The sequence below is a fragment of the Clostridioides sp. ZZV14-6387 genome, from assembly GCF_020657835.1.
Classification (GTDB): domain Bacteria; phylum Bacillota; class Clostridia; order Peptostreptococcales; family Peptostreptococcaceae; genus Clostridioides; species Clostridioides difficile_A.
Genome location: NZ_JAGWCW010000035.1, coordinates 1 through 26,885, shown reverse-complemented (window position 1 = coordinate 26,885; position 26,885 = coordinate 1). Strand labels below are relative to the sequence as shown.

At 27.1% G+C, this 26,885-nt stretch carries 25 protein-coding genes; 21 read left to right on the top strand and 4 right to left on the bottom strand.

Going from position 1 to position 26,885, the window contains the following annotated elements; translation table 11 throughout:
- Positions 1–8 precede the first annotated feature (8 nt).
- Positions 9–683 carry a response regulator transcription factor gene (locus KGF38_RS17650; RefSeq protein WP_054270023.1) on the bottom strand — a complete coding sequence of 225 codons (675 nt, stop codon included), beginning with the start codon at positions 681–683 and terminating at the stop codon, positions 9–11.
- Between the two features lie 288 nt (positions 684–971).
- On the opposite strand from KGF38_RS17650, the gene KGF38_RS17645 reads away from it, so the two are divergent.
- The 3 genes from KGF38_RS17645 to ggt all read left to right on the top strand — a co-directional run bounded on the left by KGF38_RS17645 (position 972) and on the right by ggt (position 5,439).
- Positions 972–1,739 (top strand): ABC transporter ATP-binding protein, encoded by a 768-nt coding sequence (locus KGF38_RS17645; protein WP_054270024.1) that lies wholly within the window; start codon positions 972–974, stop codon positions 1,737–1,739.
- Positions 1,726–3,663, top strand: a complete 1,938-nt coding sequence (locus KGF38_RS17640) for an ABC transporter permease (RefSeq protein WP_054270025.1) — start codon at positions 1,726–1,728, stop codon at positions 3,661–3,663. The genes KGF38_RS17645 and KGF38_RS17640 overlap by 14 nt, the downstream gene beginning before the upstream one ends.
- A gap of 162 nt (positions 3,664–3,825) precedes the next feature.
- Entirely contained in the window at positions 3,826–5,439 is a 1,614-nt protein-coding gene (gene ggt, locus KGF38_RS17635) for a gamma-glutamyltransferase (RefSeq protein WP_054270026.1), read from the top strand.
- Positions 5,440–5,577: 138 nt separating this feature from the next.
- Here the strand turns inward: ggt and KGF38_RS17630 are convergent, their stop codons facing one another.
- Complete coding sequence (locus tag KGF38_RS17630) at positions 5,578–6,429, bottom strand: sulfurtransferase (RefSeq protein WP_054270027.1); 852 nt, start codon at positions 6,427–6,429, stop codon at positions 5,578–5,580.
- A 627-nt stretch (positions 6,430–7,056) separates the two neighbouring features.
- Between KGF38_RS17630 and KGF38_RS17625 the strand changes: the two genes are divergently transcribed.
- The 9 genes from KGF38_RS17625 to KGF38_RS17585 all read left to right on the top strand — a co-directional run bounded on the left by KGF38_RS17625 (position 7,057) and on the right by KGF38_RS17585 (position 18,438).
- The gene (locus KGF38_RS17625) at positions 7,057–7,950 is read left to right on the top strand and encodes a sulfide/dihydroorotate dehydrogenase-like FAD/NAD-binding protein (RefSeq protein WP_054270028.1); all 894 of its coding nucleotides are present in this window, start codon (positions 7,057–7,059) and stop codon (positions 7,948–7,950) included.
- A complete protein-coding gene (gltA, locus tag KGF38_RS17620) occupies positions 7,950–9,344 on the top strand; it encodes an NADPH-dependent glutamate synthase (RefSeq protein ID WP_054270029.1) in 1,395 nt (464 codons plus the stop codon). Before KGF38_RS17625 ends, gltA begins: the two co-directional genes overlap by 1 nt.
- Positions 9,345–9,590: 246 nt before the next feature.
- The gene (locus KGF38_RS17615; RefSeq protein WP_054270030.1) at positions 9,591–11,819 is read left to right on the top strand and encodes an EAL domain-containing protein; all 2,229 of its coding nucleotides are present in this window, start codon (positions 9,591–9,593) and stop codon (positions 11,817–11,819) included.
- A gap of 140 nt (positions 11,820–11,959) precedes the next feature.
- Positions 11,960–12,706 (top strand): ABC transporter ATP-binding protein, encoded by a 747-nt coding sequence (locus KGF38_RS17610; RefSeq protein WP_054270031.1) that lies wholly within the window; start codon positions 11,960–11,962, stop codon positions 12,704–12,706.
- A complete protein-coding gene (locus KGF38_RS17605; RefSeq protein ID WP_074179007.1) occupies positions 12,706–14,580 on the top strand; it encodes an FtsX-like permease family protein in 1,875 nt (624 codons plus the stop codon). The genes KGF38_RS17610 and KGF38_RS17605 overlap by 1 nt, the downstream gene beginning before the upstream one ends.
- Positions 14,581–14,699: 119 nt before the next feature.
- Positions 14,700–16,091, top strand: coding sequence for an MATE family efflux transporter (locus KGF38_RS17600; protein WP_074179008.1), 1,392 nt, complete (start codon positions 14,700–14,702; stop codon positions 16,089–16,091).
- A 107-nt stretch (positions 16,092–16,198) separates the two neighbouring features.
- Positions 16,199–17,239, top strand: a complete 1,041-nt coding sequence (locus tag KGF38_RS17595; RefSeq protein WP_054270034.1) for a Fic family protein — start codon at positions 16,199–16,201, stop codon at positions 17,237–17,239.
- 260 nt (positions 17,240–17,499) lie between these two features.
- Positions 17,500–18,153: an FMN-dependent NADH-azoreductase gene (locus KGF38_RS17590; protein ID WP_054270035.1), complete on the top strand. Its 654-nt coding sequence runs from the start codon at positions 17,500–17,502 to the stop codon at positions 18,151–18,153.
- Positions 18,154–18,228: 75 nt separating this feature from the next.
- Positions 18,229–18,438 (top strand): hypothetical protein, encoded by a 210-nt coding sequence (locus tag KGF38_RS17585; protein ID WP_074179009.1) that lies wholly within the window; start codon positions 18,229–18,231, stop codon positions 18,436–18,438.
- Positions 18,439–18,578: 140 nt separating this feature from the next.
- Here KGF38_RS17585 and KGF38_RS17580 read toward each other — a convergent pair whose 3' ends face one another.
- Positions 18,579–19,145, bottom strand: a complete 567-nt coding sequence (locus KGF38_RS17580; protein ID WP_065388383.1) for a DUF1836 domain-containing protein — start codon at positions 19,143–19,145, stop codon at positions 18,579–18,581.
- 160 nt (positions 19,146–19,305) lie between these two features.
- Between KGF38_RS17580 and trhA the strand changes: the two genes are divergently transcribed.
- Positions 19,306–19,959: a PAQR family membrane homeostasis protein TrhA gene (gene trhA, locus KGF38_RS17575; protein ID WP_054270036.1), complete on the top strand. Its 654-nt coding sequence runs from the start codon at positions 19,306–19,308 to the stop codon at positions 19,957–19,959.
- 149 nt (positions 19,960–20,108) lie between these two features.
- Here the strand turns inward: trhA and KGF38_RS17570 are convergent, their stop codons facing one another.
- Complete coding sequence (locus tag KGF38_RS17570; protein WP_003420092.1) at positions 20,109–20,285, bottom strand: hypothetical protein; 177 nt, start codon at positions 20,283–20,285, stop codon at positions 20,109–20,111.
- Between the two features lie 526 nt (positions 20,286–20,811).
- Here KGF38_RS17570 and KGF38_RS17565 point away from each other — a divergent pair.
- From KGF38_RS17565 to hisIE, 8 genes are read left to right on the top strand one after another with little or no spacing between them, the layout of a single operon-like run.
- Entirely contained in the window at positions 20,812–21,756 is a 945-nt protein-coding gene (locus tag KGF38_RS17565; protein WP_054270037.1) for an ATP phosphoribosyltransferase regulatory subunit, read from the top strand.
- A gap of 21 nt (positions 21,757–21,777) precedes the next feature.
- Positions 21,778–22,404 carry an ATP phosphoribosyltransferase gene (gene hisG, locus KGF38_RS17560; protein ID WP_021384322.1) on the top strand — a complete coding sequence of 209 codons (627 nt, stop codon included), beginning with the start codon at positions 21,778–21,780 and terminating at the stop codon, positions 22,402–22,404.
- Between the two features lie 27 nt (positions 22,405–22,431).
- A complete protein-coding gene (hisC, locus tag KGF38_RS17555) occupies positions 22,432–23,481 on the top strand; it encodes a histidinol-phosphate transaminase (protein WP_074179010.1) in 1,050 nt (349 codons plus the stop codon).
- Positions 23,478–24,062 carry an imidazoleglycerol-phosphate dehydratase HisB gene (hisB, locus tag KGF38_RS17550; RefSeq protein WP_407815054.1) on the top strand — a complete coding sequence of 195 codons (585 nt, stop codon included), beginning with the start codon at positions 23,478–23,480 and terminating at the stop codon, positions 24,060–24,062. The genes hisC and hisB overlap by 4 nt, the downstream gene beginning before the upstream one ends.
- Position 24,063: 1 nt before the next feature.
- A complete protein-coding gene (gene hisH, locus KGF38_RS17545; RefSeq protein WP_054276528.1) occupies positions 24,064–24,666 on the top strand; it encodes an imidazole glycerol phosphate synthase subunit HisH in 603 nt (200 codons plus the stop codon).
- Positions 24,663–25,385, top strand: a complete 723-nt coding sequence (gene hisA / locus KGF38_RS17540; protein ID WP_054276529.1) for a 1-(5-phosphoribosyl)-5-[(5-phosphoribosylamino)methylideneamino]imidazole-4-carboxamide isomerase — start codon at positions 24,663–24,665, stop codon at positions 25,383–25,385. Before hisH ends, hisA begins: the two co-directional genes overlap by 4 nt.
- Positions 25,367–26,125 (top strand): imidazole glycerol phosphate synthase subunit HisF, encoded by a 759-nt coding sequence (hisF, locus tag KGF38_RS17535; RefSeq protein WP_054270042.1) that lies wholly within the window; start codon positions 25,367–25,369, stop codon positions 26,123–26,125. The genes hisA and hisF overlap by 19 nt, the downstream gene beginning before the upstream one ends.
- A 28-nt stretch (positions 26,126–26,153) precedes the next feature.
- Positions 26,154–26,822: a bifunctional phosphoribosyl-AMP cyclohydrolase/phosphoribosyl-ATP diphosphatase HisIE gene (gene hisIE / locus KGF38_RS17530; RefSeq protein ID WP_074179011.1), complete on the top strand. Its 669-nt coding sequence runs from the start codon at positions 26,154–26,156 to the stop codon at positions 26,820–26,822.
- Positions 26,823–26,885 lie beyond the last annotated feature (63 nt).

The following is a 26,885-nucleotide window of genomic DNA, read 5'->3' as shown; positions in this document are numbered from 1 at the left end:
GAGTTGTTTTAATTGATTATATAACCTAATCCTCGTTTTGTATCTATAAAATCTTCCAACCCAATTTCATTTAATTTTACTCGTATTCGGTTTACATTTACAGTTAATGTATTATCATCTACAAACCAATCATTATCCCATAATTTTTTCATAAGTTTATTTCTGCTAACTATTTGCCCCTTATATTTCATAAGCTCATGAAGAATCTTAATTTCGTTTTTGGTTAATTCAACAATATTGTCTTCATATTTTATGGTCGCAGTTGATAAATCTAAGATAACACCATTATGAACAATTTGATTTGAATTATTCTCAACAAAATTATAAGTTCTTCTTAAGAGTGCATTAACTTTAGCTACTAAAACATCTATAGAAAATGGTTTTTGTATATAATCATCTGCTCCCAGATTTACACCCATTATTACATCCATGTTGGAGTTTCTTGAAGAAATAAAGATTATAGGAACTTTTGAAATTTTTCTTATTTCATTGCACCAATGAAAACCATCATAAAATGGAAGATTTATATCCAATAAAACTAATTGTGGTTCATAGTTTTTAAATTCTTCTATGATGTTTTCAAGATTTTCTATTTGATACACATCATGTCCCCATTTAGAAAGACATTCTGCTATGATATTCTTTAATGAAACATCATCTTCAATTACCATTATTTTAAACATTCTTACCTCCTAATTCAAAATAGTTATATTAACATAACCTTATTTTACTTGATAAATTAAAATATTTCTACCTTATAATCTAAAATAATTATATTAATATAACTATATTTTACTTGATAAATTATATTTTAAACATAATTACAATAAAAATGAAGAAATAGAATAAATACTTACATAAATGTAACTTTAAATTAATGTAATTAAATGTTTAAAAGCTATTTTAATATATATAATATATTTGTGAGAATTAATAAATAACTAATTATGAGGAGAGGTGATTATTTAACTATGGAAGAAGTATTATCTGTTGAAAATGTAAAAAAAGAATATGGGAGAAGAGGTTCAAAATTTGAAGCTCTAAGAGGAATAAGTTTTAAGGTTTATAAAGGAGAATTTGTTGGTATTATGGGTTCATCTGGTGCGGGTAAATCAACTCTTTTAAATATCATTTCTACGATAGATTTACCTTCATCAGGAGAGGTTTATATAAATAGAAAGAATATTGTTAAAATGAATCAAAATGAATTAGCAGATTTTAGACGTGATAATCTCGGATTTGTGTTTCAAGATTCTAATCTTCTAGAGACTCTTACAATAAAAGAAAACATAATTCTGCCCCTTTCTTTAAAAAATGAAAGCGTATCAAATATAGAAAATAGAATACAAGAAATATCAAAAGAATTAGATATAGAATCAATATTAGATAAATATCCTAGTGAAGTTTCAGGAGGGCAGAAACAAAGAGGAGCTGTCTGTAGGGCAATAGCAACAAAACCATCATTAATACTTGCAGATGAACCCACAGGAGCATTAGATTCCAAATCTGCTAGGGATTTATTGAATTGTCTACTGAACTTAAATAAAAATAACAATAGAACGATATTAATGGTAACTCACGATGCTACATGTGCAAGTTTTTGTGATAGGATACTCTTTATAAAGGATGGAATAATATTTACAGAAATTGTTAAAGGGGAAAGTACTAGAGAATTCTATAATAAAATAGTAAATACAGTTTCCTTAATTGGAGGAGTTAATAAAAATGAGTTTATTTAGAATTGCAATGCAAAATGTAAAAAATAGTTTTTTTAACTATTTAATGTATTTTATTTCAATTGTATTTAGCGTGTTTGTATTTTTTAGTTTTAAATCTATAGAGTATAATGAAGCTTTAAACTCACTTGGAAATAAAACCAGGATAAGTATTAACACAAGTTCGATTGTAATAATTATATTTGTTTTCTTATTTATATATTATTCGAACTCATTTTTTTTTAATAGACGTAGACGAGAGGTGGGGACTTATAGTTTACTTGGAATGAGGAAAAGTCAGATAGGAAGAGTATTTTTATATGAGACTTTTTTGATGGGGATACTTGCAATATTAATAGGAATATTTTTAGGTTTGTTATTTTCAAAGCTTATGACTATGGTACTTGTAAAGTTAATGAATGAAATGATAGTAGTAAAGATGAATTTAAGTGCAAAGGCTTTAGTTCAAACACTAGTTGTATTTTTAATAATATTCATAGTTATTGGAATAAGAAATACTATGATAATCAGAAATAAAAGGGTTGTAGAATTATTTAATAAATTGCCAGAAAAGCATACAACTAAAAAATGTATAAGGTTAAAAGGAATACTTGGTATTTTACTAATAACAATTTCTTATCTTATGTCAATTAGTTATTTTATTGCTGAGAATATTATGCTTTCAATTTTTATATTAATTACAATAATACCAGGAACTTTTTTATTCTTCTCATCAGTTATGTCTATAATCATTGACGCTGTTAGGAAGAAAAAAAAATTTTATTATAAAGGAAGAAATCTAATTGCTTTTTCTGAACTTGGATTTAAATTGAAGAGCAATAGTAGGATACTGGCTATAATATCAATATTAATAGCTACAAGTGTAACCATGCTAGGATTTACCATATCACTTTATTATGATATAGATAGAAATATAAGTGAAAATTACAAATACAGTTATACTGTAAATGCAGAAAATAATCATGTAAATAAAGAAATTGACGATTTGTTATATAAATATAAAAAAAATAATAAGGTAATCTTTGATAAAACAATAGAGCTCATAGACAAAAATATAATCTTTGAAATGTATTATAAAAATGCAACTAATCAAAGAAAAGATAGAATATCTGTGGACTTAATTAAAGAAAGTGATTTTAAAAAATTAAGACAGTATCAGAATGTAGGTTATAAAGATTTATCCTCGAATGAATATGCGTATTATGTTTCTGATTCATATAAGAAAATATTTTTAGAAAATTTTAATACTAAAGAAATAAAGCTATACATTAAAGGAGAAAAAGAATATGGTACAAATCTTCTTAAAGTACAAGAAAATATTTTAGAACCAGAAATAAATTCACAATCTACATTCGATTTAGTTGTAGTAAAAGATAAAATTTTTAATCAGTTAAAGTCAGACAGAAGCTCTAGACTAATAAGATTAATTGACATAGATAACGAAAAGAAAGGACTTGATTTAACTTTAAAATTGAAAAATATAGTGAATAAAAATATGAAATTTACTTATCCTTTTAATTTTACATCAAGGAATGAGAACTATAATAATTTGATAAAATTAAGTGGTCTTATGTTATTTATAGGTATATTTTTATCTGTAGTATTTCTTTTATGTACAGGTAGCATAATTTTGTTTAAGCAACTATCAAGTATATATGATGATAAAGAAAGATATATTATATTAATAAAACTTGGAGCAAACAACAAAGATATTGAGAAAATAATATCAAAACAATTAAAAGTTGTATTTTTACTTCCATTAGTCGTAGGTACAGTTCATAATCTATTTGCAATGTCAATTGCACAAAAGTTTATACCTAGGTCATTAATTACTCCAATTATCATAACTCTAGTCATTTATTATATAGGATACTTTATATATTATTTTTTAATCTTAAAATATGCTCAAAATATGATAATAGAATAAATTAAGTTGTTTTAAGCTAAGGTATAAAATCTTAGGGGATATATTAAGATGAAAAAATTAAGATTTGGAAAAAGTATATATTTTATATCAGTTGTGTTACCTGATGTTATATAATAAATTTAGGAAAAACATCAAATAAAAAATGACAAGGAGTTGAAGTTTATGAAGTTTAACGCTTATCAACATAAATATTCATCAATAAGAAATGTCGTATATGCTAAAAATGGAGCAGTTGCAACATCAACACCACTGGCATCTCAAGCTGGGCTTGAAATATTAAAAAAAGGTGGAAATGCTGTAGATGCAGCAGTTGCAACAGCTGCTACATTAGCAGTGGTAGAACCAACAAGCAATGGGATTGGTGGAGATGCATATGCTCTTGTTTGGATAGAAGAAGAAAAACGATTGCATGCTCTAAACTCTAGTGGTTTTGCTCCAGAAAAGATGGAATTAAATAATTATGGTAATCTTGAGGAAATGCCTAAGTATGGATTTGGAGCAGTAACTGTACCTGGAATACCTGCAGCTTGGGCAGAATTAAATAAAAAGTATGGCAAGCTTAGTTTAGGGGAATGTTTATCTCCAGCAATAAACTATGCGAGAGAAGGTTATGTAGTATCTCCTAATGTGGCTAAAGTGTGGAAAAAATCATATGAATTATATGAAAAAGAACTTGTTGGGGAAGAATTCAAACCATGGTTTGATACATTTTCTAAAAAAGGCAAAGCTCCAGAAGCTGGAGACATATTTATATGTGAAGAACATGCAAATACATTAGAAGAAATAGCAGATACTCAATCTGAAAGCTTTTATAGAGGAAGACTTGCTGATAAAATAGATGAATATTCTAGAAAATTTGATGGAGCTATAAGAAAAAGTGATTTAGAGCGTTTTTATCCAACATGGGTAGAGCCTATAAGCACAGAATATAAAGGATATAAAATATTTGAAATTCCACCAAATGGACATGGGATAACAGTTTTAATGGCACTTAATATATTAAAAGAATTAGATATAGAAGGAAACATAGAAAATGTGGAAGATATACATAAGATTATAGAAAGTTTAAAATTAGCTTTTGCAGATTCTAAAACTTATGTAACTGATATAGAACACATGAAGGTGAAGGTTCAAGATTTATTAAATCAAGAGTATGCAAAAAAAAGAAGTTCATTAATCGATAACAAAAAGGCTCTATATCCAAGTGAAGGAGAGCCATACTGTGGTGGTACAGTGTATCTTTGTACTGCTGATAAAGATGGAAATATGGTTTCATATATACAAAGTAACTATATAAACTTTGGTTCTGGAATTGTGATACCAAACACTGGGATTGCATTACATAGTAGAGGGAATAATTTTAACTTAGACCCCAAACATCATAACGTAGTAAAACCATTTAAAAAACCTTACCATACTATAATACCTGGATTTTTAGGCAAAGAAGATAAAGCAATAGGACCATTTGGTGTAATGGGTGCATTTATGCAACCACAAGGACATGTTCAAGTACTAACAAACATGATAGATTTTGGTCTAAATCCTCAAGAGGCACTAGATGCTCCAAGATGGCAATGGATAGAAGGCAAGAAAATAGAAGTTGAATCAGATATGCCAAAACACATAATAGATTCATTAATTGAAAAAGGGCATGAAATAAAAGTAATTAATGATAGTGTTGATATGGGAAGAGGTCAAATAATATTCAAAACAGAACAAGAAAGTTATATCTGTGCAACAGAATCAAGATGTGATGGTCATGTTGCAGTTTATTAATATTATTAAAATGTATATATGATGAATTTAAAAATGTATATGAAATATCAATTAAAGGCGAAAGTCTAAATGACTAACGCCTTTATGATATTTTATAATATTTAAGATATTATAGACTGATTTTATATGTTATTAGTTTTATTCTTGACCAGTCTTAATTTCATTGTCATCATAGCTAATCCAGTCGCTAAAGCTACCAACATAAATCTTATGAGGGATGTCAAGCTCTCTAAGAGCAAGACTATTGACACAAGCAGATATTCCTGAACCACAAGATAAAATTACTTCATCATAAGTATTTAAATCTTTGAAGAAATCTTTTAAAAATTCCATGTCTTTAAGTGAACCATTTTCAAAATTACTTTTTATTAAATCCTTACAAAAATAATTCTTAGCACTAGGTATATGACCAGCTTTTGAATAAGCAGGCTCAACTAGACCTTGATATCTTTCGTTGGCACGACAATCTATGATTACAGTATCTTTTTTATATAATTTAGATTTAACATATTCCATTGGCACAACTAAATCATCATTTATATTTGGTTTAATTTCTTTACCTGTGCAATTTGGAATATTTATTTTTTCTTCTAGTTCTCCGCCTTCGTTTACGAAAGAAGTTATTCCTCCATCCAGTACATAGACCTTTTTAAGACCTAAATGTTTTAATTGGAAAAATAATCTACAAGCTCCATTTAAATCTCCATCATCATAAGTTACAATTGTAGTATCGTTATCAACGCCCATTTTTTCTAACTTTTCTTTTAATATGAAAGGGTCTTGTAAAGGATTTTTACCACCATGTTCTTTTGTAGGAGACGATAAATCCTTGTCTATATCTAAGATGAAACTGCCTTTTATGTGTCCTTTTTTATAAGAATCAATACCATAAGTTCTATTAATAAGGTCAAACCTACAATCTATAATGACTAGATTATCATTTTGTTCTAGCTTTGATATAAGTTCTTTTGCAGAAATAATGTTTTTCAAAGAATGTACCTCCTATGTTTATATTATTTTTATTTTAATCTATATTAATTATTAACTTTATAAATTAATATTATTATAATTTATTACATAAGTAAATAAATCTTTAGAAATTGTAAAAATTTTATATAAAAATTCAAATAATTAATGAATATTGAAAATTTTAGATATATAATAAAATAAGGGTGTATTTTAAATAATATGAAAGCTGGTATTGCAATAGATTAAAGCCTTACACACGTTTAGTTTTTAAAGAAATTAGTGTTATTATGAAAACCTAAGTTAATTTATTAAATAAATAATTGAATAAAAAAATTTTATTATGTATTTATAAAATTTTTGTTACAAATTTGGCATAATATAGTATACTTTAAGTGTGTATTAGGTTAAATCTATAACAAATTAGACATATGATATAGACTTAGTGTTTATTGGCAATTAAAAGAAATTTGTTAATATCAACTATTTGTAGTTTGGGCAGTTATAATTATTTTATAGGGGGGATGTCCAATACAAAACAATTAATCAAGAACTAATATTATATTATAATAAGTTATAGTTTTGTGTGTTTATGTTTTTAATTAAATTTAGAGTGGGAAAAATATATTTGTTAGAATGGAGAATAGCGAGATGAGTAATAGAATAGTTAGTAAGAGACAATTAACAGATAGTATTTATTTGATGGAAATAGAGGCGCCTAGAGTTGCAAAATCTTCTCAACCTGGTCAATTTATAATAATTAAGAATGACGAAAAGGGAGAAAGAATTCCTCTAACAATAGCTGACTATGATAGAGAAAAAGGAACAGTAACTATTGTATTCCAGACAGTTGGTGCTTCAACTAAAAAATTAGCAATGTTTGAAGAAAACGATTTTGTAATGGACTTTGTAGGACCATTAGGACAAGCAAGTGAATTTATACATGAAGATATAGAAGAATTAAAAAATAAAAAAATATTATTTGTAGCTGGTGGAGTTGGTTCTGCTCCAGTGTATCCACAAGTTAAATGGTTTAAAGAGAATGGATTAGATGTAGATGTAATAATTGGTGCAAGAACTAAAGAATTAATAATATTAGAAGATGATATGAGAGAAGTAGCTAAAAACGTATACGTATCAACAGATGATGGTACATATGGATTTAATGGAAGAGTTACAGACTTATTAAAAGATTTAGTTGATAATCAAGGCAAAAAATATGACCAAGCAATCGTAATTGGACCAATGATAATGATGAAATTTATGTGCCAATTAACTAAAGAGTTAAATATACCTACTATAGTAAGTTTAAATACAATAATGATTGATGGAACAGGTATGTGTGGTGGTTGTAGAGTTAGTGTTGGAGATGAAACTAAGTTTGCATGTGTAGATGGTCCAGAATTTGACGGACATTTAGTTGACTTTGACCAAGCAATGAGAAGACAATCTATGTACAAGACTCAAGAAGGAAGAGCTATGCTAAAACTTGAAGAAGGCGATAGTCATCATCATAGTAATTGTGGATGTGGAGGTAACAAATAATGGATGCTAAAAAAGTAAAAGTACCAGTTAGAGAACAAGAACCTGCTGTAAGAGCAAAAAATTTTGATGAAGTGTGTTTAGGATACAATAAAGAAGAAGCTATGGCAGAAGCTAATAGATGTTTGGCTTGTAAAAAACCAAAATGTGTAGGTGGATGTCCAGTAGGAATAGATATTCCAGGATTTATAACAAAAGTTAAAGAAGATGATATAGAAGGTGCTGCTAAAGTAATAGCTAAGAGTAGTTCATTACCAGCTGTTTGTGGTAGAGTATGCCCACAAGAAAGTCAATGTGAAGGTGTATGTATACTTGGAATAAAATCAGATGCAGTATCAATAGGTAAACTAGAAAGATTTGTAGCAGATTGGTCAAAAGAAAATGATATAAATTTATCTGATACAGAGCCTAAGAAAAATCAAAAAGTAGCAGTAATAGGAAGTGGTCCAGCAGGACTAGCTTGTGCTGGTGATTTAGCTAAAAAAGGTTATGATGTAACAATCTTTGAAGCAATGCATGAGCCAGGTGGAGTTTTAACTTATGGTATACCTGAATTTAGACTTCCAAAACAAGCTGTTGTTCAACCTGAAATAGATAATATAAGAAAATTAGGTGTAAAAATAGAAACTAATGTAATTGTTGGTAAGACAATAACAGTAGATGAGCTTATAGAAGATGAAGGATTTGAAGCTATATTCATAGGTTCAGGAGCAGGTCTTCCAATGTTTATGAATATACCAGGAGAGAATGCAAATGGGGTATTTTCTGCAAATGAATTCTTAACTAGAGTAAACTTAATGAAAGCTTACAGAGATGATTATGACACACCTATTAGTTCTGGTAAAAAAGTTGCTGTAGTTGGTGGTGGAAATGTTGCTATGGACGCTGCTAGAACTGCATTAAGATTAGGTTCAGAATCATATATAGTTTATAGAAGAAGTGAAAAAGAGCTTCCAGCAAGAGCTGAAGAAGTACACCATGCAAAAGAAGAAGGTATTATATTTAATACATTGACAAATCCTAAAGAAATTTTAGTAGATGAAAATGGATATGTTAAAGGTATGGTTTGTATAAGAATGGAATTAGGAGAACCAGATGATTCTGGAAGAAGAAGACCTATAGAAATAGAAGGTTCTGAATTTGTACTTGATGTAGATACAGTTATAATGTCACTTGGAACAAGTCCAAATCCATTAATATCTTCTACGACAAAGAGTCTTGATATAAATAAGAGAAGATGTCTAATAACAGATGAAAATGGACAAACTTCTAAAGAAGGAGTATTTGCAGGTGGAGATGCTGTTACTGGAGCAGCAACAGTAATATCTGCAATGGGAGCTGGTAAAACAGCAGCAGCCTCAATAGATGAATACTTAAAAGCAAAAGTTAATGCTTAATTTGTAAATTAAAAATACCAAGCTAGAATATAATTTCTGGCTTGGTATTTTTTTATTTTTTAATTGTACAATTGTTATTGTCGTAATATTTGACACTATTCTACCATAATTAGACATAATTGTGATAAAATGGTATACAATAAAGGTTTTATAAGGAGGTAATAATGTGTTGATAACAAAATCAAATTTGCTAAATCTAACATTAGATAACAAAAAAATAAATTATATAATTAATGGTGTTTTAATATGAGAAGAAAAGAAAAAGTATTTGATGGACTAATTTTTAAACACATATTAATTTTATTAATGTTATTAGTCTTGATTGATTTCACAAGCACAATTATATGTGCAAGTAATTCTATGAAGGTTACTTCTGAAAATATGCTTGAGGCATCTAAAAGAGAGCTTGAGGACTATTTAAAAACAAACACTTCCTTATTAAAAGCTCTTAGTCAAGATGATAGATTTTCTAATAGTGAGATATCTCTAATTGAAAAAGGAAAATTATTAAGACCATATCAAAAAGAATATAATCTTTTTATGATTGGTATAACAGATACAGAAGGAAATGTTTCAAGTACATATAGGGAAAAAGTTGGTTCAATAAAAAATAAGGTTGGTTTTAAGAAAGCAATTAAAACTAAGCAAGTAGTAGTTTCAGACATTGAGACTAGTAATGTTACAGGTGATAAAGTGTTTATTATATATATGCCTATTGTAAAAAACAATGAGGTAACAGGAACCATTTTTGCGTCTTTTTATTTTCAAAATGTAAATAAGATAGTGAGTAGAAGTAACTTTGAGGATTCTATTAAATTTCTAATGATAGACAAAGATTGTACTCTTATTTCTGAATCGGATAAAAACTCTATCAATAATAAAAGTAATACTTTGAGTTTAGAAGGGAATATCATAGGAAGTACTAAAGATGAAATTTTAAAAAATATAAATGAAAAACAAAAAAGTAGTTTTTTATATTGGAATAACTGGAGATTATATAATGTAAAATATACAAATATTAAGGATACTAATTGGACTTTAATATCAAAATGTGATATATTTGAAAATTTTAAAAGCCTAATAATTAATTTTATAATAAAATTATATTTCTATATATTAATATTTATGATATTGTGGAAATTAAGTAATGCTAAGTTAATAGACCAACTTAAAAAGTTGGCTTATTATGATTCTTTAAGTGGAATAAAAAACAAGGAAAAATTTAGAAAAGATTCTATATATATTTTAAAAAATTACTATCGAGATGATTTCTACTTGGTGCAGTTAGATGTAAATAAATTTAAATATATAAATGAGATGTTTGGTTATTCTGAGGGAAATAAGATATTAATTCATATTGCACATGTTTTAAATAATAATATGAATAAATTTGAGCTTTGTGCTAGGATGGATAATGACCATTTTATACTATTGGTTTTTTGCAGTACTGAAGATGAACTTTTAAGTAGATTGTCTAAAATAAATAATGAAATTTGTAACTTAAGTACTAATAATTCATCTAAATATAAAATTGTTATATCAAGTGGAATATATAAAATCACTGAAAAAGATGATGCTCAAAAGATTGACCTGTTAATTGACAGAGCAAATATTGCAGCAAAAACTAAAAAAGAAAAATACGAACACTCATATTCATTTTTTAATGAAGAGACAAGAAATCGACTGTATAATGAAAAACGATTGGAAGATAATATGAATAAAGCTTTAGAAAAAGATGAATTTATAGTGTATTATCAGCCTAAATATAGTCTAAATGATGGAAATGAAATTGAGGGAGCAGAAGCTCTGATAAGATGGGATAGCCCAGAAATGGGATTTATTTCACCTATAGACTTTATACCTTTATTTGAAAAGAATGGTTTCATTGTAAATGTTGACATGTTTGTATTTGAAGAGGTTTGTAAGACGATTAACAAATGGATAAATGAAGGATATACTCCTGTACCAATCTCAGTGAATATGTCTAGAGTTCATTTATACAGAGATAATTTTATAGAAAATATCACTGATTTGATAAATAAGTACAACATCTCTCCTAAGTTTATTGAACTTGAACTAACTGAAAGTGTTGTATTTGACAATTTAGATATATTGATTAACATAATGAAAAAGCTTAAAGAAATAGGTTTTATTATATCAATGGATGACTTTGGTTCAGGGTATTCATCTTTAAATTTATTAAAAGACCTTCCTTTTGATGTTTTAAAATTGGATAGAGGATTTTTAATTGAGACAACAGATACAAAACGTGGTAAAATTATTATTTCCAAGATAGTAGAAATGGCAAAAGCTATTAATATTAAAGTAATCTGTGAAGGTGTAGAAACTTATGAACAAGTGGAATTCTTAAAAGAAATAGGTTGTGATAAAGTTCAAGGATACTTATTTGCTAAACCTATGGTGTTAGATGAATTTGAAAAACGTTTAAATTTTAAATTTAATAGTAATCAATAATTAGTTAGATTATTTAATGCCCTAATTTAATTGGCTTACAAATATGTAAGTTAATTGTTAGGGTATTTTTATGGTTAAAGTAGTATGTTCACGATAATATAGTATTGTAGTAAAAATAAAAAAGTTATGGAGAATATAAAATGAACATATTAAGTATTAAAAATATATCAAAAACATATTGTGGGAAAGTTCCATTTAAAGCCTTGGATAAAGTTAGTATAAATATAGAAAAAGGAGAGTTCGTAGCTATTATGGGACCATCTGGAAGTGGTAAATCTACTCTTTTAAATATAATATCTACAGTTGACAAACAGAATGAAGGGAAAGTTATATTAGATGGATGTGACATAAGTGAATTAGAAGGAGAAAAGCTTGCTGAATTTAGAAGAAAACAACTTGGTTTTGTATTTCAAGATTTTAACTTAATTGATACTCTAACTGTTGAAGAAAATATCATGTTACCACTTACATTAGATGGTGCGAATGTTAAAGATATGAATAGACAAACCATAAACGTAGCTAAATTTTTAGGTATTGATAATCTTTTAGATAGGAGAATCTATGAAATTTCAGGAGGTCAGGCTCAAAGATGTGCTATTGCCAGGGCAATTATAAATAGACCATCACTACTACTTGCAGACGAACCAACTGGAAATCTTGATTCAAAATCTACTGATGATGTTCTAAGATTATTTACTAAGATAAATAAAGAACAAAATGTAACTACACTTATGGTAACTCATGAAGCATATAGTGCAAGTTACTCAGATAGAGTGATTTTTATAAAGGATGGGTGTGTATATACAGAAATAAAAAAATCTGGAAGCAGTAATTCTTTTTATGATGAAATACTATCTGTATTGTCTCAGATAGGAGGTGCAAGATAGTGAGCTTTAGAAGGTTTGCTTATAATAATATAGTTAGGAATTTTAGTGCATATTTAGCATATTTTTTAAGTTCAGTTTTTTCTATAATGATATTTTTTGTCTTTGCTGTATCTATGTTTCATCCAATCATAGCAGATTCAGGAATCCAAAATGGCTCTACTGCGTTTATGGCTCTTATGGTTTCCGAATTAATAATACTAGGGTTTAGCTTGCTTTTTATATTGTATTCTTTAGGAAATTTCTTAAAATATAGATTAAAAGATTTTGGAATATTGATAATAATTGGAATGAGCAATAGACAATTAAAAAGATTGATATTAATTGAGAACTTGATAATAGGTTCCTTAGCAATAATACTGGGAATATTACTTGGTCTATCAGTCTCTAAATTGTTTTTATTGTATTTAAGTAAGTTATTTTATATAAACTTAACAGCAATTTATTTTCCATTAAAAGCAATACTGATGACAGTCATATGTTTTACAATTTTGTTTTTAATAACAGGACCATTAAGCTTAAAGTTATTGAATAAGAATAATGTTTTAGAGCTTTTAGTAGGAACAAGAAAGCCTAAAAAAGATATAAAGACTTCAAAGTTGCTTGGAGTAATTTGTATAGTATGTCTTATAATAGGATATGCTATGATACTATTTGGTAACAAGTTAAAAATAAATGGAGGTATGTATACAATAACGTTATTAATCATTTTGGGTACATTTTTATTTTTTTCTCAATTTATAATTTTAATATTAAAGTATTTAAAAAATAAAGAAAAGTTTTATAAAAGAAAAGTGAATATGTTACTTATAAGTAATCTAATGTATAAATTAAAAGATAATACAAGGTTGCTGTTTTTAATGACAATACTTTTATCAGCTACTTTAGTAGCATTTACAACAACTTCATCACTTGTAAATTCTCAAGGAGAATCTTCTAAAAACAACTTCCCAATGGTTTACTCATATTTCTCAGAAGATAATAATGAGAAAGAATATGAAGAATTGCAACAAATTAGAAAGACAATTAAAAGATATGATTATAAAGAGCTGAGTTTCCCTATACTTAAACATAATAGAGATGCGATATTAAGTGTAAAAAATTATAATGCATTGTCGAAACAATTAAAATTAGATGAGGTGAATCTCAAAAAAGATGAAGGTATATTAATTCCTGGTAGTAATTCACAAGAACACATAAAGTCTCTAAAACAAGTAAAAAATTATAATATAAAAAGAATAAATATAAAAATAAAAGCATCATCAAATAATATAATTTTTCCTACTGGAATGTTCAATAAAATTATAATTATAAATGATAGTTTATATAATGATATAGAAAATGAATTTTCAAAACTGAGTTTTTATGGATTTGATTATAATAACTGGCAAACTAGTGCTAATATAACTGAAAATCTAAAAGAAAAGCACTTTAATTTGTATAGAGAATATAATAGGTCATACTTTTTAACTTTACCAGACATGTATTTAGTGGAATTACAACAAAGTAAAATTCTACAATTTATGGGTATTTTTATAGGTGTGATACTTTTTATGGGTGTTTTAAGTTTTTTATATTTTAGATTATATACAGATGAGCCATATGATAAAGTTAAATACAAAAACTTATCAAAAATAGGTCTATCTTTTAAAACTATGAATAAGATTGTTAGTATAGAGATAGGTACATTATTTTTCATACCATATTTTATAGCAATTGCAAACACTATACTTTCTCTATTCTTTTTAAATAATATATTAAATAGTAGTTTTAACTTAGAAAATCTGGGTATATTACTAGTGCTCTCATCTATATATACACTTTATTTTTATCTGTTAAAAAAATTTTATATTAGAAAAGTTTGGTTTTTTGATTAAAGTGGTATATAATAGATATATAAAATTAATATTTAAAAAGTAGTTAATATTAAGGGAGGGCATTTGCACCTCCCTTGTAATATGTGGAAAATTGAATATTAGAAGAAGGAGGAGACTTGATGGAAAATCAACAATTATTAGGAACAGAACGAATTAGCAAATTACTACTTAAATATTCTATACCAGCGATAATAGGTATGTTGGTAAATAGTTTATATAATGTAGTAGATAGAATCTTTATTGGAAATATACCAGGAGTTGGGCCACTTGCAATAACAGGTCTTGGTGTCACAATGCCGATAATGACAATAATACTTGCATTTGGTATGTTGATAGGTATAGGAACAACTACTACTATATCAATAAAACTTGGGCAAGGTAAAGTAGAAGAGGCAAGAAAACTTATAGGAAATGCAATGACATTATCTGTAATAACAGGAATTATTATAATGATACTTGGAATCTTATTTGCAAATAAGATACTTACATTATTTGGAGCAAGTGAAAATACCCTTATATATGCAAAATCATATATAAATATTATATTATTAGGTACAGTAGTAAATCTTCTTTCCTTTTCTTTAAACCACTCAATAAGAGCTGATGGTAGCCCTAAAATTTCAGCAGGAATAATGATAATAGGATGTTTAACTAATATAGTTTTAGACTGGATATTAATATTTGGATTCAATTTGGGAATACAAGGGGCTGCAATTGCTACAGTAACTTCTCAAGCTCTTACAGCTGTTTTAACTATAGGATATTATATAAGTGGAAAATCAAACTTAAGATTTAGTAAATCTAATCTAAAATTAGATAAGAAACTAATAAAAGCAGTATTTGCAATAGGTATGTCTCCATTTGCAATGCAACTTGCAGCAAGTTTGGTTCAAGTCATATCAAATATTGCACTTAAAACTCATGGTGGAGATTTAGCTATAGGTGCTATGGCTACAATTTCTTCTATCGCAATGGTATTTTTAATGCCTATCTTTGGAATAAATCAAGGAGCGCAACCTATTATAGGTTTCAATTATGGAGCTGAAAAATACGATAGGGTTAAAAAAGCATATTTAGGTTCATTAGTAGTAGCTACTATAATTTTATGTATGGGTATGGTAGTAGTCATGGTTTTCCCAGAGGCGATTATAGGAATATTTAATAAAGACCCTGAGCTTATGAGTATATCTGTTGATGGTTTAAGAATATATCTACTTATGTTGCCAATTGTGGGCTTATCAGTTACAGGAACAAACTTTATACAATCTATAGGAAAAGCCAAAATGGCAATGTTATTAAGTCTTTTAAGACAAGTAATTTTATTGATACCAGCAGTACTAATTCTTCCTACATTTCTAGGTTTACAGGGTGTATGGACAGCTCAACCATTGTCTGACTTTATAGCTACAGTAATTACAGGTGTAGTCGTATTTAGAGAGTTAAAAAGATATACTCCTAAGAGTGAAAGATTAAATGAAAGTGAAAAACTAAATGAGATAACAACTGAATAAGAAATATAAATTCAGATAATTGAGCAAGAAATTGCAAAAAGTACAATTATATGATAAAATAAAACCGCTGTCAAGGATAAGAGAAATTCTAATTATGGAGTGATTTTATGGAATTTACAAAGAAAAGCAAATTAAAAAATATGTATGTAAACATGAATGTAGCAAGAATGTTGTCTAAGATAAATGAGTATAAGGGTAGACAACTGCTTTACAAAAAACAACCAAAAGAAATTTTAGAAAGATTAGAAAAAAAATCTTTAGTAGATTGTTCTGAATCTACATACATTGGAAATCAAAGAGATAGTAGTAATTTTAATTTAGAGAAATTAATAAGTAATGAAGTTACACCTAGAAGTAGAGAAGAATTGAGCATTGTTGAATACAGAGATGTAGTAAAAACTATTAATAGTGCTTATGAAAGTATTCCAATAAGTTCACAAACAATTCTTGAGCTTCATGGATACTTATATAAATTTTCATCTACTAGAGGAGGAAGCTACAAATCAGATAATGATTTTATTGAACACAATTTAAAATGTGGTGAATTCATAAGTATTGATTCAGGTGTAAATAAGGTGGAAAAAGCTGTAGAAGAAATATGTGAAGCTTATAATACATTGATGGAGGAAGATGAAATTGATATATTAATATTAATTTCTGCATTTGTGTTAGATTTCATATTGATACATCCATTCAAAGAAGGTAATATAAAAATGGCGAGAGTACTTATCCTATTGTTGCTAAATAAAAATGGATATGAAGTTGGAAGATATATAAGTTTAGGAAAAATATTTGATGATAGTTCATATGAGTATTACAGTAATTTAAATTATTTGAAATCGTCTATAGGTAGTGAGAAAGCAGATATGAATGCATGGATTGAGTACTTTTTAGAAACAATATTGACTGCATATGAGAAGTTGGATGATAGTTTAAATATATCTGATAAGAAAAGACAAACCAAAACTAGTAGAATAGAAAAAATAATAAATTCTACTCTTGGATATTTTACAAAAGAAGATATAAGAGATTTATGTCCTGATATTCCAGAACCTACAATAAATAGAGTTTTTAACAATCTAAGAAAACAAGATAAGATAGAGGTTGTTGCAAGAGGTAGAAGCGCAAAATGGAAGAAAAAATATTAAAAAATATTTAAATAATTGTAATGGTATAGTGTATTAACACTATACCATTTTTATTAAAATTATAAGCATTATTTAGGCTAGAATATCTATTTTTTATTATATCTTTAATATTTTCTGTAATTAATACACATAATATTTTATTGTTTTTACTTTTAAGATTATTTAAAATTTGTATCTTTATTTATTTTATGATTTGGCAACAGAATAGAATGGTTATATTTGTGAAATAATAATATAAAAATAATCTTAGGAGTGAGCTTATGAAGAAAAAATTATTATATATAAATGTAAATTCAAAACCTGAAGACTTATCTTCAAGCAAAACTGTAGCAAGAAAATTTATAAATAAATTTATGGAAGAAAACAAGGATTTTGAGGTTGAAGAAATAGACCTTTATAAAGAGCATATACCAAGACTTGAATATCAGTACTTTGAAAAGAGAAATTGCATAGTTAATGAAGAAGATGCTAAGAAGTTGGATGATAAGGATAGAAAAGAGATTACAAAGATTAGAAGCCTTTGTGACCAATTTGTGAGTGCAAGTGTATACGTAATAGCGGCACCTATGTGGAGCTTATCTTTTCCAGCACCACTTAAAGAATATATAGACTGTATAATTCAAGATGGAAAAACTATATCATTTGAAGGTAATGATAAGCCACAAGGAATTTTAAACGATATTGATAGAAGTATGGTATATATACAATCTTCAGGTGGACACATACCATGGGTATTGAAACCAGTTATGAATAAAGGATTAAATTATGTGGAAAGTATAATGAAATTTATAGGAATTAAGAAATTTGATGAATTATTAGTAGATGGAACTGGAACTAGTGAAGAAGAAAGACAAAGTGCAATAGAGAAAGCATCTGAAAAGATAGAAGGTATAATAGATTCTATGAAGTTCTAATTATAATATTTTATTAAAAATATAAAGGAAAAACCTCTTTTAATGTAGAAACTTATATTGAAGGAGGCGAAAATCATGCGAGAAGAAAAAAGTAATGAAAAGTATGATTGTTATTGGTGTAATCAAGAAAATAATTTCTGTGTAGAGATAAAAGACAATGTAGTTATGATAGATGATGGCACTAGTATATTAAAACAAGCCGTTTTCATAGGGTATAAACAAATCCAAGTTAATTTAAATTGTTCACATTGTCAAAACTTAAATAGGATAAAATTAAATTTGTAGAACCTTAACATGGAGATTATTAGAAAGAATTAAAAATAGAAAGTATTAATATTTAGACTGAAAATTATATTGTATACAATTAAGAGCGATTTAAGTAATATTGTATTTTAATATTTATTTTCAGTCTTACTTTATTGAAATTATTTTTTAGAAATATCTGGGAAATAGGTATCTACTAATTTTTCGGAAATATTTTTTAATTGGTCAGCCATTGAAGTCAAACTCAATAAGGCTATCAGTAAATCATCTTTATTTTCTGGAGTTATTGTTACATCTTCAAAATTAGAATCTATAAAGTTTGGTATATTCTTTCTTTGATTTTCTTTTATAGACATAAATTTTTCATAACAACTAACTAAGTCATCTTCATTGAAATCATCTTTTTCATACACACCATGTAAGATTCTTTTAATTTCTTGTATTGTAAGTGTATTTTTCATAGAATAAATAATTATCATTTGTAAAATTTGTTCTTTAGTATACTTTTTCCCCTTAATAGGTTTGATTAATCCCTCTTTACTGTAATTGTTTATCATAGTTTTAGTAAGAATTTTGTCACTCTCAAATCTCTTATTAGCAGAAAGCTTATTGTCAATTAAAGAAATAATTTGGTCCATGTATAAATCAATAGAGGGAATATCATTTGAAGTTATATCAGCATTATCTAGCGTTTCTAGTATTATAGTATTAAGTTCATTATTCATCATATGCTACCTCCATAATATATATAATACAATAAATTAGAAAATAAAACAATATTGAGTCTTGTAAAAAGAATATAAAGTGGTATAATTAAATATATAATATAGTAATGAAAACTATATCGCTGAATTTGATTTTTAAAATACATAATTGTAGGAGGACAAAATGTATCAATTTTTTTTGAAGGGTAGAGACCCGATAAGTAGCTTAACTCACTTTATAGGAGCTTGTTTATCTCTTTTAGCAACTATAATTTTAGTTTTTCAATCTGTATCATTGCAAGAGACCTCTCTTTTGATGATAGTATCTGTATCGATATTTGGGTTGTCACTAATTGCTCTATATAGTGCAAGCTCATATTATCATTTTTTAAAAGGAACACCAGAGCAAGAATTGTTTTTTAGAAAAGTTGACCATGCAATGATTTATGTATTAATTGCTGGTTCCTATACACCAATATGTCTAAGTTTTATGGAAAAAAAGGAAGGCATAATATTTGTTACAGCAATATGGATAGTAGCCTTTATTGGTATAATAATAAAAATCTTTTGGATGGATGCTCCTAGATGGTTGTCTACAAGTATATACTTACTTATGGGTTGGGCAATTGTCTTTGATATAAATGCATTCAATTCAATACCTAAAGATTGCCTCAAGTTATTGATTATGGAGGGAATATCTTATTCTATAGGTGCGATTATTTATATTATTAAAAAGCCTAATATAAGTCCTGAATTTGGTTTTCATGAAATCTTTCATATTTTTATTATGATAGGTTCTTTATTTCATTTTTTAGCTGTTTTGTTGTATGTTTTATAATTTAAAAGGTTTGATTGATACTAAAATTCTACAATAAATAAAATGGAACTGTCTTATATATTGTATTTTCTACAATAAGACAGTTCCTTATTATAAATATTAAATTTTATTTATAATAAATTTTGATAAAAATAGTACATTCAAAATGCCTATTCCATAATTCCTTTAATGTACTTCTCATTTACGACATATAGTTTGAATTTATGTACTATAATTATGTCCTCTAAATTCTCTGAAACACTAACAATTCTAACACATTTATTTCTAATTTCTACAGGTAAATCTAAATCATTTGTTAAATTCACATAGTCATCATATTTATACATAAAATCATCCCTTTACATTAAGATATACTTATTATACTATATTTTAATAAGTTTTTTTAAATTATTACAATTTTTCCCGAAATTTCATTTTTTATACATAAAATTTCCAAATTAGGTAAAGGTTAAATTTATAATTGTACAAATAAAAAGTCTATATAAAATATTTTATTCAATTTTACAAATAACTATTGCCAATTTTTGAAAAGTATATTATTATTAATAGTAACAAAAAACTGTAAATTTAGAATATTAATAAAAATTACTTGGGAGGAAATTATCATGGTGAGATTAGATATAGTAAAATTAAATACAAAATTAAATCATCACCATCATCATAGATTAAAGGGATTGTAATATGAAATTAATTCATAGACACAAGCCCTGTTTTTAGTGCAATTGGTCTTGTATCTATGATGGGAAGTAATTTTAAGAGAAAATTATAGCCATATAGGTATAAAGCCTATATGGCTTTTTATTATTTTAAATTTACAAAGGGAAGAGCAATTTTAATGAAAAGGGTGATAATATGAAGTTTTTAAGGATTGAAGATGAAGTTATTTATTCTAAAAAAAGATATAAATTAAAAAGAGAAATAGATAAACTTTTTTTAGATGAAGAATATTTTCAAATAGAGCCACAACTATTTGAAGAATACGATGAGTTTACGAGTATTAATAATAAAATTCCAGAAGAATCGATGGTAAAGGTTGTAAATGGAAAAGTAATGGTACTTAGAGCTGATATAACTACAAGTATAATAAAAAGTCTTGTTCCAAGATGGGAAGATGGTTTAAAGCTTAAACTTTTTTATAATTCATCAATATATAAAAATAAAAATACAGTTGGAATAAAAGAGATAAGACAGATAGGTTGCGAATGTCTAGGAGAATCTTCTGTAGAAGCAGATAGAGAAGTAGTAAAACTAGCTCTTAAGATACTTGAGAAATATAACAATAAGTTTATATTAGAAGTTGGAAGTAGCAAGTATATTAATGGTCTACTAGAAGAATTAAATTTAAATAAGAATTGTGAAAATCAAATTAAAAATTTATTGTATACGAAAAATACTCATGAATTAAAACTATATATTGAAGAGTTAAAAATTAAAAATGAAGTAAAGGAATTATTATCAAATATTTTAAGTTTACAAGGAAATTTATGTGATGTTATTGAAAAGTCAAAAAATTTCTATTGTAATGATAAGATGAAACAAGCACTTGAAGAATTAAAGCAAATAAATAACTTAATTGAAGAGTGTAATTTCTTAGATAAGGCTAGATTTGATTTATCAATGATTACAATGCTTGATTATTATGAAGGTGTTATGTTTAGAGGTTATTATCCAAACTCGTATAAAGAGATTTTGAGTGGTGGAAGATATGATTCTCTAACTAAAGAATATGGAAAAGAAATACCCGCTATTGGGTTTACATTAAGTGTTGATGAGTTAATGAAATATGTATATAAATAGGATTTAAAAGGAGGGGTTATTTTGGATTATTTGACTATAGCACTAGCAAAAGGAAGAATAGAAGGAGAATCGTTTAAAAAATTTAAAAAAATGGGTCTAGGGGACAGTATAGACACAGATACAAGAAAGTTAATCTTTAAAGATGAAGAAAATAAAATAATATATATACATGTCAAACCATCAGATGTAGTTACATATGTTGAAAAGGGAGTAGCAGACCTTGGTATAGCAGGAAAAGATACTATTTTAGAGAATGAAACAGATGTATATGAAATATATGATTTAGGTTTTGGGAAGTGTAAATTTGCTGTAGCAGGATTAAAGGGCGACAGTATATATAGAGAAGATGAATATTTAAAAGTAGCTACAAAGTATCCAAATATAGCTAAAAAATATTTTAAGGAGAAAGGTCAAAAAATTGAAATAATAAAATTAAATGGTTCTGTAGAATTAGCTCCAATAGTAGGATTATCAGATGTAATTGTAGACATAGTTGAGACAGGTAATACACTTAAAGCAAATGGTCTTGAAATATTGGAAGATATATGTGATATAAGTGCTAGAATTATATCAAATAGAGCTAGTTATAGATTTAAATATGAACAAATTCAAAATATAATTCGTTTATTTGAAGAACTAGATAACTAAAATACAATTAAGAAGGGGGAGTTTAAATTGAGAGAAAAAGAAAGTATAAGAGAATTAAAGGGATATGAACCAAACCATGTGAATTGCAAAGTAAAACTTGATGCAAATGAAGGAAGTAAGAAGTTGTTTAAGCATCTTATTAAAGAGATTTCTGATAGTGATATAGACTTAAATTTATATCCTGAAGATTCTTATAGTGAATTGAAAGAGTCTATAATAGATTATATAAATATTTCTGGAGTAAGTAAGAAAAATCTTTTAGTAGGAAATGGTTCAAGTGAAATAATTGATTTGATAATACATACTTTTGTAGATAAAGATGAAGTGATATTAAGTTTCTCTCCAAGTTTCAGCATGTATTCTATATATAGTCAAATAAATGGCTCTAAGTTTATAGGTGTTGAAAGTGACGAAAATTTAGTTATAAACATAGATAATGTAATTGAAAAAGTAAAAGAAAACAATCCTAAAATAGTAATTGTATGTAATCCAAATAATCCAACTGGAACAATACTAAAGAGGGAAGATGTAATAAAACTCTTAGATTCAACAGACAGTTTAGTAGTTTTTGATGAAGCATACATGGATTTTGGAGAAGAAAGTATGTTGAGTGATGTTTTTAAGTATGAAAATCTAATAGTTCTTAGAACTTTATCAAAGGCATTTGGATTGGCTGGAATAAGAACAGGATATATGTTATCTAATAGTAGTTTAATAGACTCTGTTGAAAAGGTAAGACCTCCATATAATTTAAATTCATTATCAGATTTTATTGCTACAAGAGCTCTTAGAAATAAAGATATAGTGAAAGCTTATATAAATGAAGTAAAAGAAGAAAGAGAAGTTTTATATAAAGAAATGATTGATATAGGAATTAAGGCATATAAATCACAAGCAAATTTTATATTGTTCTATTCTGAAATTGAAAATCTATCACAAAAACTTATTGATAGAGGGGTGCTAATAAGGGAATTTAGTGGTAAGTTAAAAAATTATTATAGAGTTACGATTGGTGATAAAGAAGAGAATACCATATTTATGGATGCTATAAGAGATATTTTGAAAAAGGAGAAATAGGTATGAGAATTTGGAGTATAGAAAGAAATACTTTTGAAACACAAATTTCAGTAGAACTAAATATTGATGGTTCTGGTAAAGCTGAAATAGATACTGGAATAGGATTTTTAGACCATATGCTTACATTGATGGCATTTCATGGCAAGTTTGATTTAAAGGTGATTTGTAAAGGTGATATATATGTAGATGACCATCATAGTGTTGAAGATATTGGTATAGCTATAGGTGAAGCATTTAAAAATGCTTTAGGTGATAAAAAAGGAATAAGAAGATATTCTACTATCTATATACCTATGGACGAATCTCTATCAATGGTAGCAATAGATATAAGTAATAGACCATATCTTGTATTTAATGCTAAATTTGATACTCAAATGCTTGGTAATATGAGTACGCAGTGTTTTAAAGAATTTTTCAGAGCTTTTGTAAATGAATCTAGAGTAACATTACATATTAATCTTTTATATGGAGAAAATGACCATCATAAAATAGAAAGCATATTTAAAGCTTTTGCAAGAGCTTTAAAAGAAGGAAGTGAAATAATTTCCAATGAGATAGCATCTTCAAAGGGGGTTTTGTAGAATGAATATAATAGTAGACTATGGTCTTGGAAATATAGATTCTGTATCTAGAGGTTTTAAAAAAGCTGGAATAGAAACTAAAATTTCTAGTGATATAAATGAAATTAAGAAAGCAAATTCGCTTATACTTCCAGGTGTTGGGGCTTTTAGAGATTCTATAAATGCTTTAGATGAACTAGGATTGATACCAATATTAAGAGAACATGCTTCAAAAGGAAAATTTCTGATAGGTATATGTTTAGGTATGCAATTACTTTATGAGAAAAGTTATGAGTATGGAGAATATGAAGGATTAGGACTTATAAAAGGCAGTATTGATAAATTAGATATAAGTTTAAAAGTGCCACATATGGGATGGAATAATCTAAAATTTAATAAAGAAGATGATATACTTAAATATATTAAGGAAGATGACTATGTATACTTTGTTCACTCATATTATGCAAATTCATCAAATGAAGAACTTATTGCATTTTCAGAGTATGAAAAGAAAATTCCTGCTATCGTTAGAAAAAATAATGTATATGGTATACAATTTCATCCGGAAAAAAGTGGAGAAGTAGGTTTAAATATATTAAAAGCATATGGGGAGATGATAAAATGATAATATTTCCAGCAATAGATGTAAAGGATAACAAGTGTGTCAGACTTACTCAAGGAGATTTTGATAAAGTAAATGTATATTATGATAATCCATTAGAAGTAGCAAACAAATGGAAAGATGAAGGCGCAGAATATATACATATAGTAGATTTAAACGGAGCTAGAAGTGAATTTGGTGTAAATACAGAAACAATTGAAAAGATAGCAAACAATATAGATATACCTATTCAAGTAGGTGGAGGAGTTAGAGATAAGGAAAAAGTCCAAAGTTTAATAAAAGCTGGTGTTACTAGAGTAATCCTAGGTAGTATAGCTATTGAAAATTTAAATTTGGTTGAAGAATTAGTCAACGAATATAAAGATAAAATAGTAGTCTCTATAGATGCTAAAGATGGAAAGGTAGCAGTTAGAGGTTGGGAAGTTGTAAGTAATGTGGATTCTCTAACATTGTGTAAACAACTTGAAAAAATAGGTGTGCAAACCATTGTTTATACAGATATATCAAAAGATGGAATGTTACAAGGTCCAAATTTTGATATATATGAAAAAATATCAAATGAAACATCACTAAATGTCATTGCTTCAGGAGGAGTAACCTCTATAGATGATGTTAGAAGATTGAAAGATATGAATCTATATGGTGCTATAATAGGTAAGGCACTATATGACAAAAAGATAGACTTTAAGGAGGCACAACAAATATGCTTACTAGAAGAATAATACCATGTCTAGATGTAAGGAATGGAAGAGTTGTAAAAGGTAAGAAATTCAAAGACATAGTGGATGTTGACAGTCCAGAGGTACTTGGGAAGTTTTATAGTGATTGTGGTGCAGATGAACTTGTATTTTATGACATAACTGCATCAAACGAAGACAGAAAGACATCTTTAGAATTTGTAACAAAGGTTGCAGAAAATATAAATATACCATTCTGTGTTGGTGGAGGCGTAAATAAGTTAGAAGATTTTACTGATATTTTAAGAAAAGGTGCTGATAAAGTTTCTATAAATTCATCAGCAGTCAAAAATCCTGAATTAATAAGGGAAGCATCATTAAAATTTGGAGCACAATGTGTTGTTTTATCAATAGATGCAAAGAAAAATGAAGAAGGTTCATGGAGTGTATATGTAAAAGGTGGTAGAGAAAAGACTAGTCTTGATGCAATTGAGTGGGCTGTTAAGGGTGTAGAGCTTGGAGCAGGGGAAATCGTTGTAAATAGTATGGATGAAGATGGAATGAAAAATGGATATGACATAGAATTGTTATCAAAAATAACTTCTTTAGTGAATGTGCCTGTTATAGCATCAGGAGGTGCTGGTAAAATGGAAGATTTCTATGAGGCTGTAAAAGAATCTAATGTGGATGGAATTTTAGCAGCATCTGTATTTCATTTTGGAGAAATAAAAATAAATGATTTGAAGAAATATTTAAAAAACATGGGTGTAGAAGTAAGATTATAAGCAAGATATCTAATAGGGGGTTGAAAAGATGGAAAATAAATGTAGCAATGTATACAGTGAGGAAACAGAAGACTTTATAAAAGGTGTAAAATTTGATGATAAGGGTCTAGTTCCTGTTGTTGCTCAAGATGTAGTGAGTAAAGATGTGCTAATGTTGGCATATATGAATGAGGAGGCTATAAAGAAAACATTAAAAGATAAAGTAGCTTGTTATTTTAGCAGAAGTAGACAAGAACTTTGGATTAAAGGTGAGACGTCTGGAAATATTCAGAAAGTTGTTAAGATGTCTTATGATTGTGATGTAGATACTATATTACTTTTAGTTGAGCAAACTGGTGTAGCTTGTCATACAGGAAACTATTCTTGTTTTTATAGAGATTTGTTTGATGATACTGATAAAATGGGATTTGAAGTAGAAAAAAGTATATTGAAAGAACTATATGATTTAATAAATGAAAGAAAAAATAATCCTATTGAAGGCTCATATACTAATTATCTTTTTGATAAAGGTATAGATAAAATTCTTAAAAAAGTTGGTGAAGAAAGTAGTGAGGTAATTATAGCGTCAAAGAATACAGATAAGAGTGAACTTATTTATGAAATTAGCGATTTAGTATATCATACATTAGTCTTAATGATAGAAAAGGACGTTAAAATTGATGAAATAAAGAAAGAGTTACTTAACAGAAGAAAATAAAATAAGATAGATTGATAAAGAATAAGAAAATATACCGCTTTTTATAAAAAGCGGTATATTTTC

Coding starts and splice junctions, on each gene's coding strand:
- KGF38_RS17590 (WP_054270035.1), top strand. CDS start 17,500: ATGAAGAAAAAATTATTATATATAAATGTAAATTCAAAACCTGAAGAC.
- KGF38_RS17645 (WP_054270024.1), top strand. CDS start 972: ATGGAAGAAGTATTATCTGTTGAAAATGTAAAAAAAGAATATGGGAGA.
- hisH (WP_054276528.1), top strand. CDS start 24,064: ATGAATATAATAGTAGACTATGGTCTTGGAAATATAGATTCTGTATCT.
- KGF38_RS17565 (WP_054270037.1), top strand. CDS start 20,812: ATGAAGTTTTTAAGGATTGAAGATGAAGTTATTTATTCTAAAAAAAGA.
- hisA (WP_054276529.1), top strand. CDS start 24,663: ATGATAATATTTCCAGCAATAGATGTAAAGGATAACAAGTGTGTCAGA.
- KGF38_RS17640 (WP_054270025.1), top strand. CDS start 1,726: ATGAGTTTATTTAGAATTGCAATGCAAAATGTAAAAAATAGTTTTTTT.
- hisF (WP_054270042.1), top strand. CDS start 25,367: ATGCTTACTAGAAGAATAATACCATGTCTAGATGTAAGGAATGGAAGA.
- ggt (WP_054270026.1), top strand. CDS start 3,826: ATGAAGTTTAACGCTTATCAACATAAATATTCATCAATAAGAAATGTC.
- hisIE (WP_074179011.1), top strand. CDS start 26,154: ATGGAAAATAAATGTAGCAATGTATACAGTGAGGAAACAGAAGACTTT.
- KGF38_RS17585 (WP_074179009.1), top strand. CDS start 18,229: ATGCGAGAAGAAAAAAGTAATGAAAAGTATGATTGTTATTGGTGTAAT.
- trhA (WP_054270036.1), top strand. CDS start 19,306: ATGTATCAATTTTTTTTGAAGGGTAGAGACCCGATAAGTAGCTTAACT.
- KGF38_RS17625 (WP_054270028.1), top strand. CDS start 7,057: ATGAGTAATAGAATAGTTAGTAAGAGACAATTAACAGATAGTATTTAT.
- KGF38_RS17600 (WP_074179008.1), top strand. CDS start 14,700: ATGGAAAATCAACAATTATTAGGAACAGAACGAATTAGCAAATTACTA.
- KGF38_RS17570 (WP_003420092.1), bottom strand. CDS start 20,285: ATGTATAAATATGATGACTATGTGAATTTAACAAATGATTTAGATTTA.
- KGF38_RS17595 (WP_054270034.1), top strand. CDS start 16,199: ATGGAATTTACAAAGAAAAGCAAATTAAAAAATATGTATGTAAACATG.
- KGF38_RS17580 (WP_065388383.1), bottom strand. CDS start 19,145: ATGATGAATAATGAACTTAATACTATAATACTAGAAACGCTAGATAAT.
- KGF38_RS17615 (WP_054270030.1), top strand. CDS start 9,591: ATGAGAAGAAAAGAAAAAGTATTTGATGGACTAATTTTTAAACACATA.
- gltA (WP_054270029.1), top strand. CDS start 7,950: ATGGATGCTAAAAAAGTAAAAGTACCAGTTAGAGAACAAGAACCTGCT.
- KGF38_RS17610 (WP_054270031.1), top strand. CDS start 11,960: ATGAACATATTAAGTATTAAAAATATATCAAAAACATATTGTGGGAAA.
- KGF38_RS17650 (WP_054270023.1), bottom strand. CDS start 683: ATGTTTAAAATAATGGTAATTGAAGATGATGTTTCATTAAAGAATATC.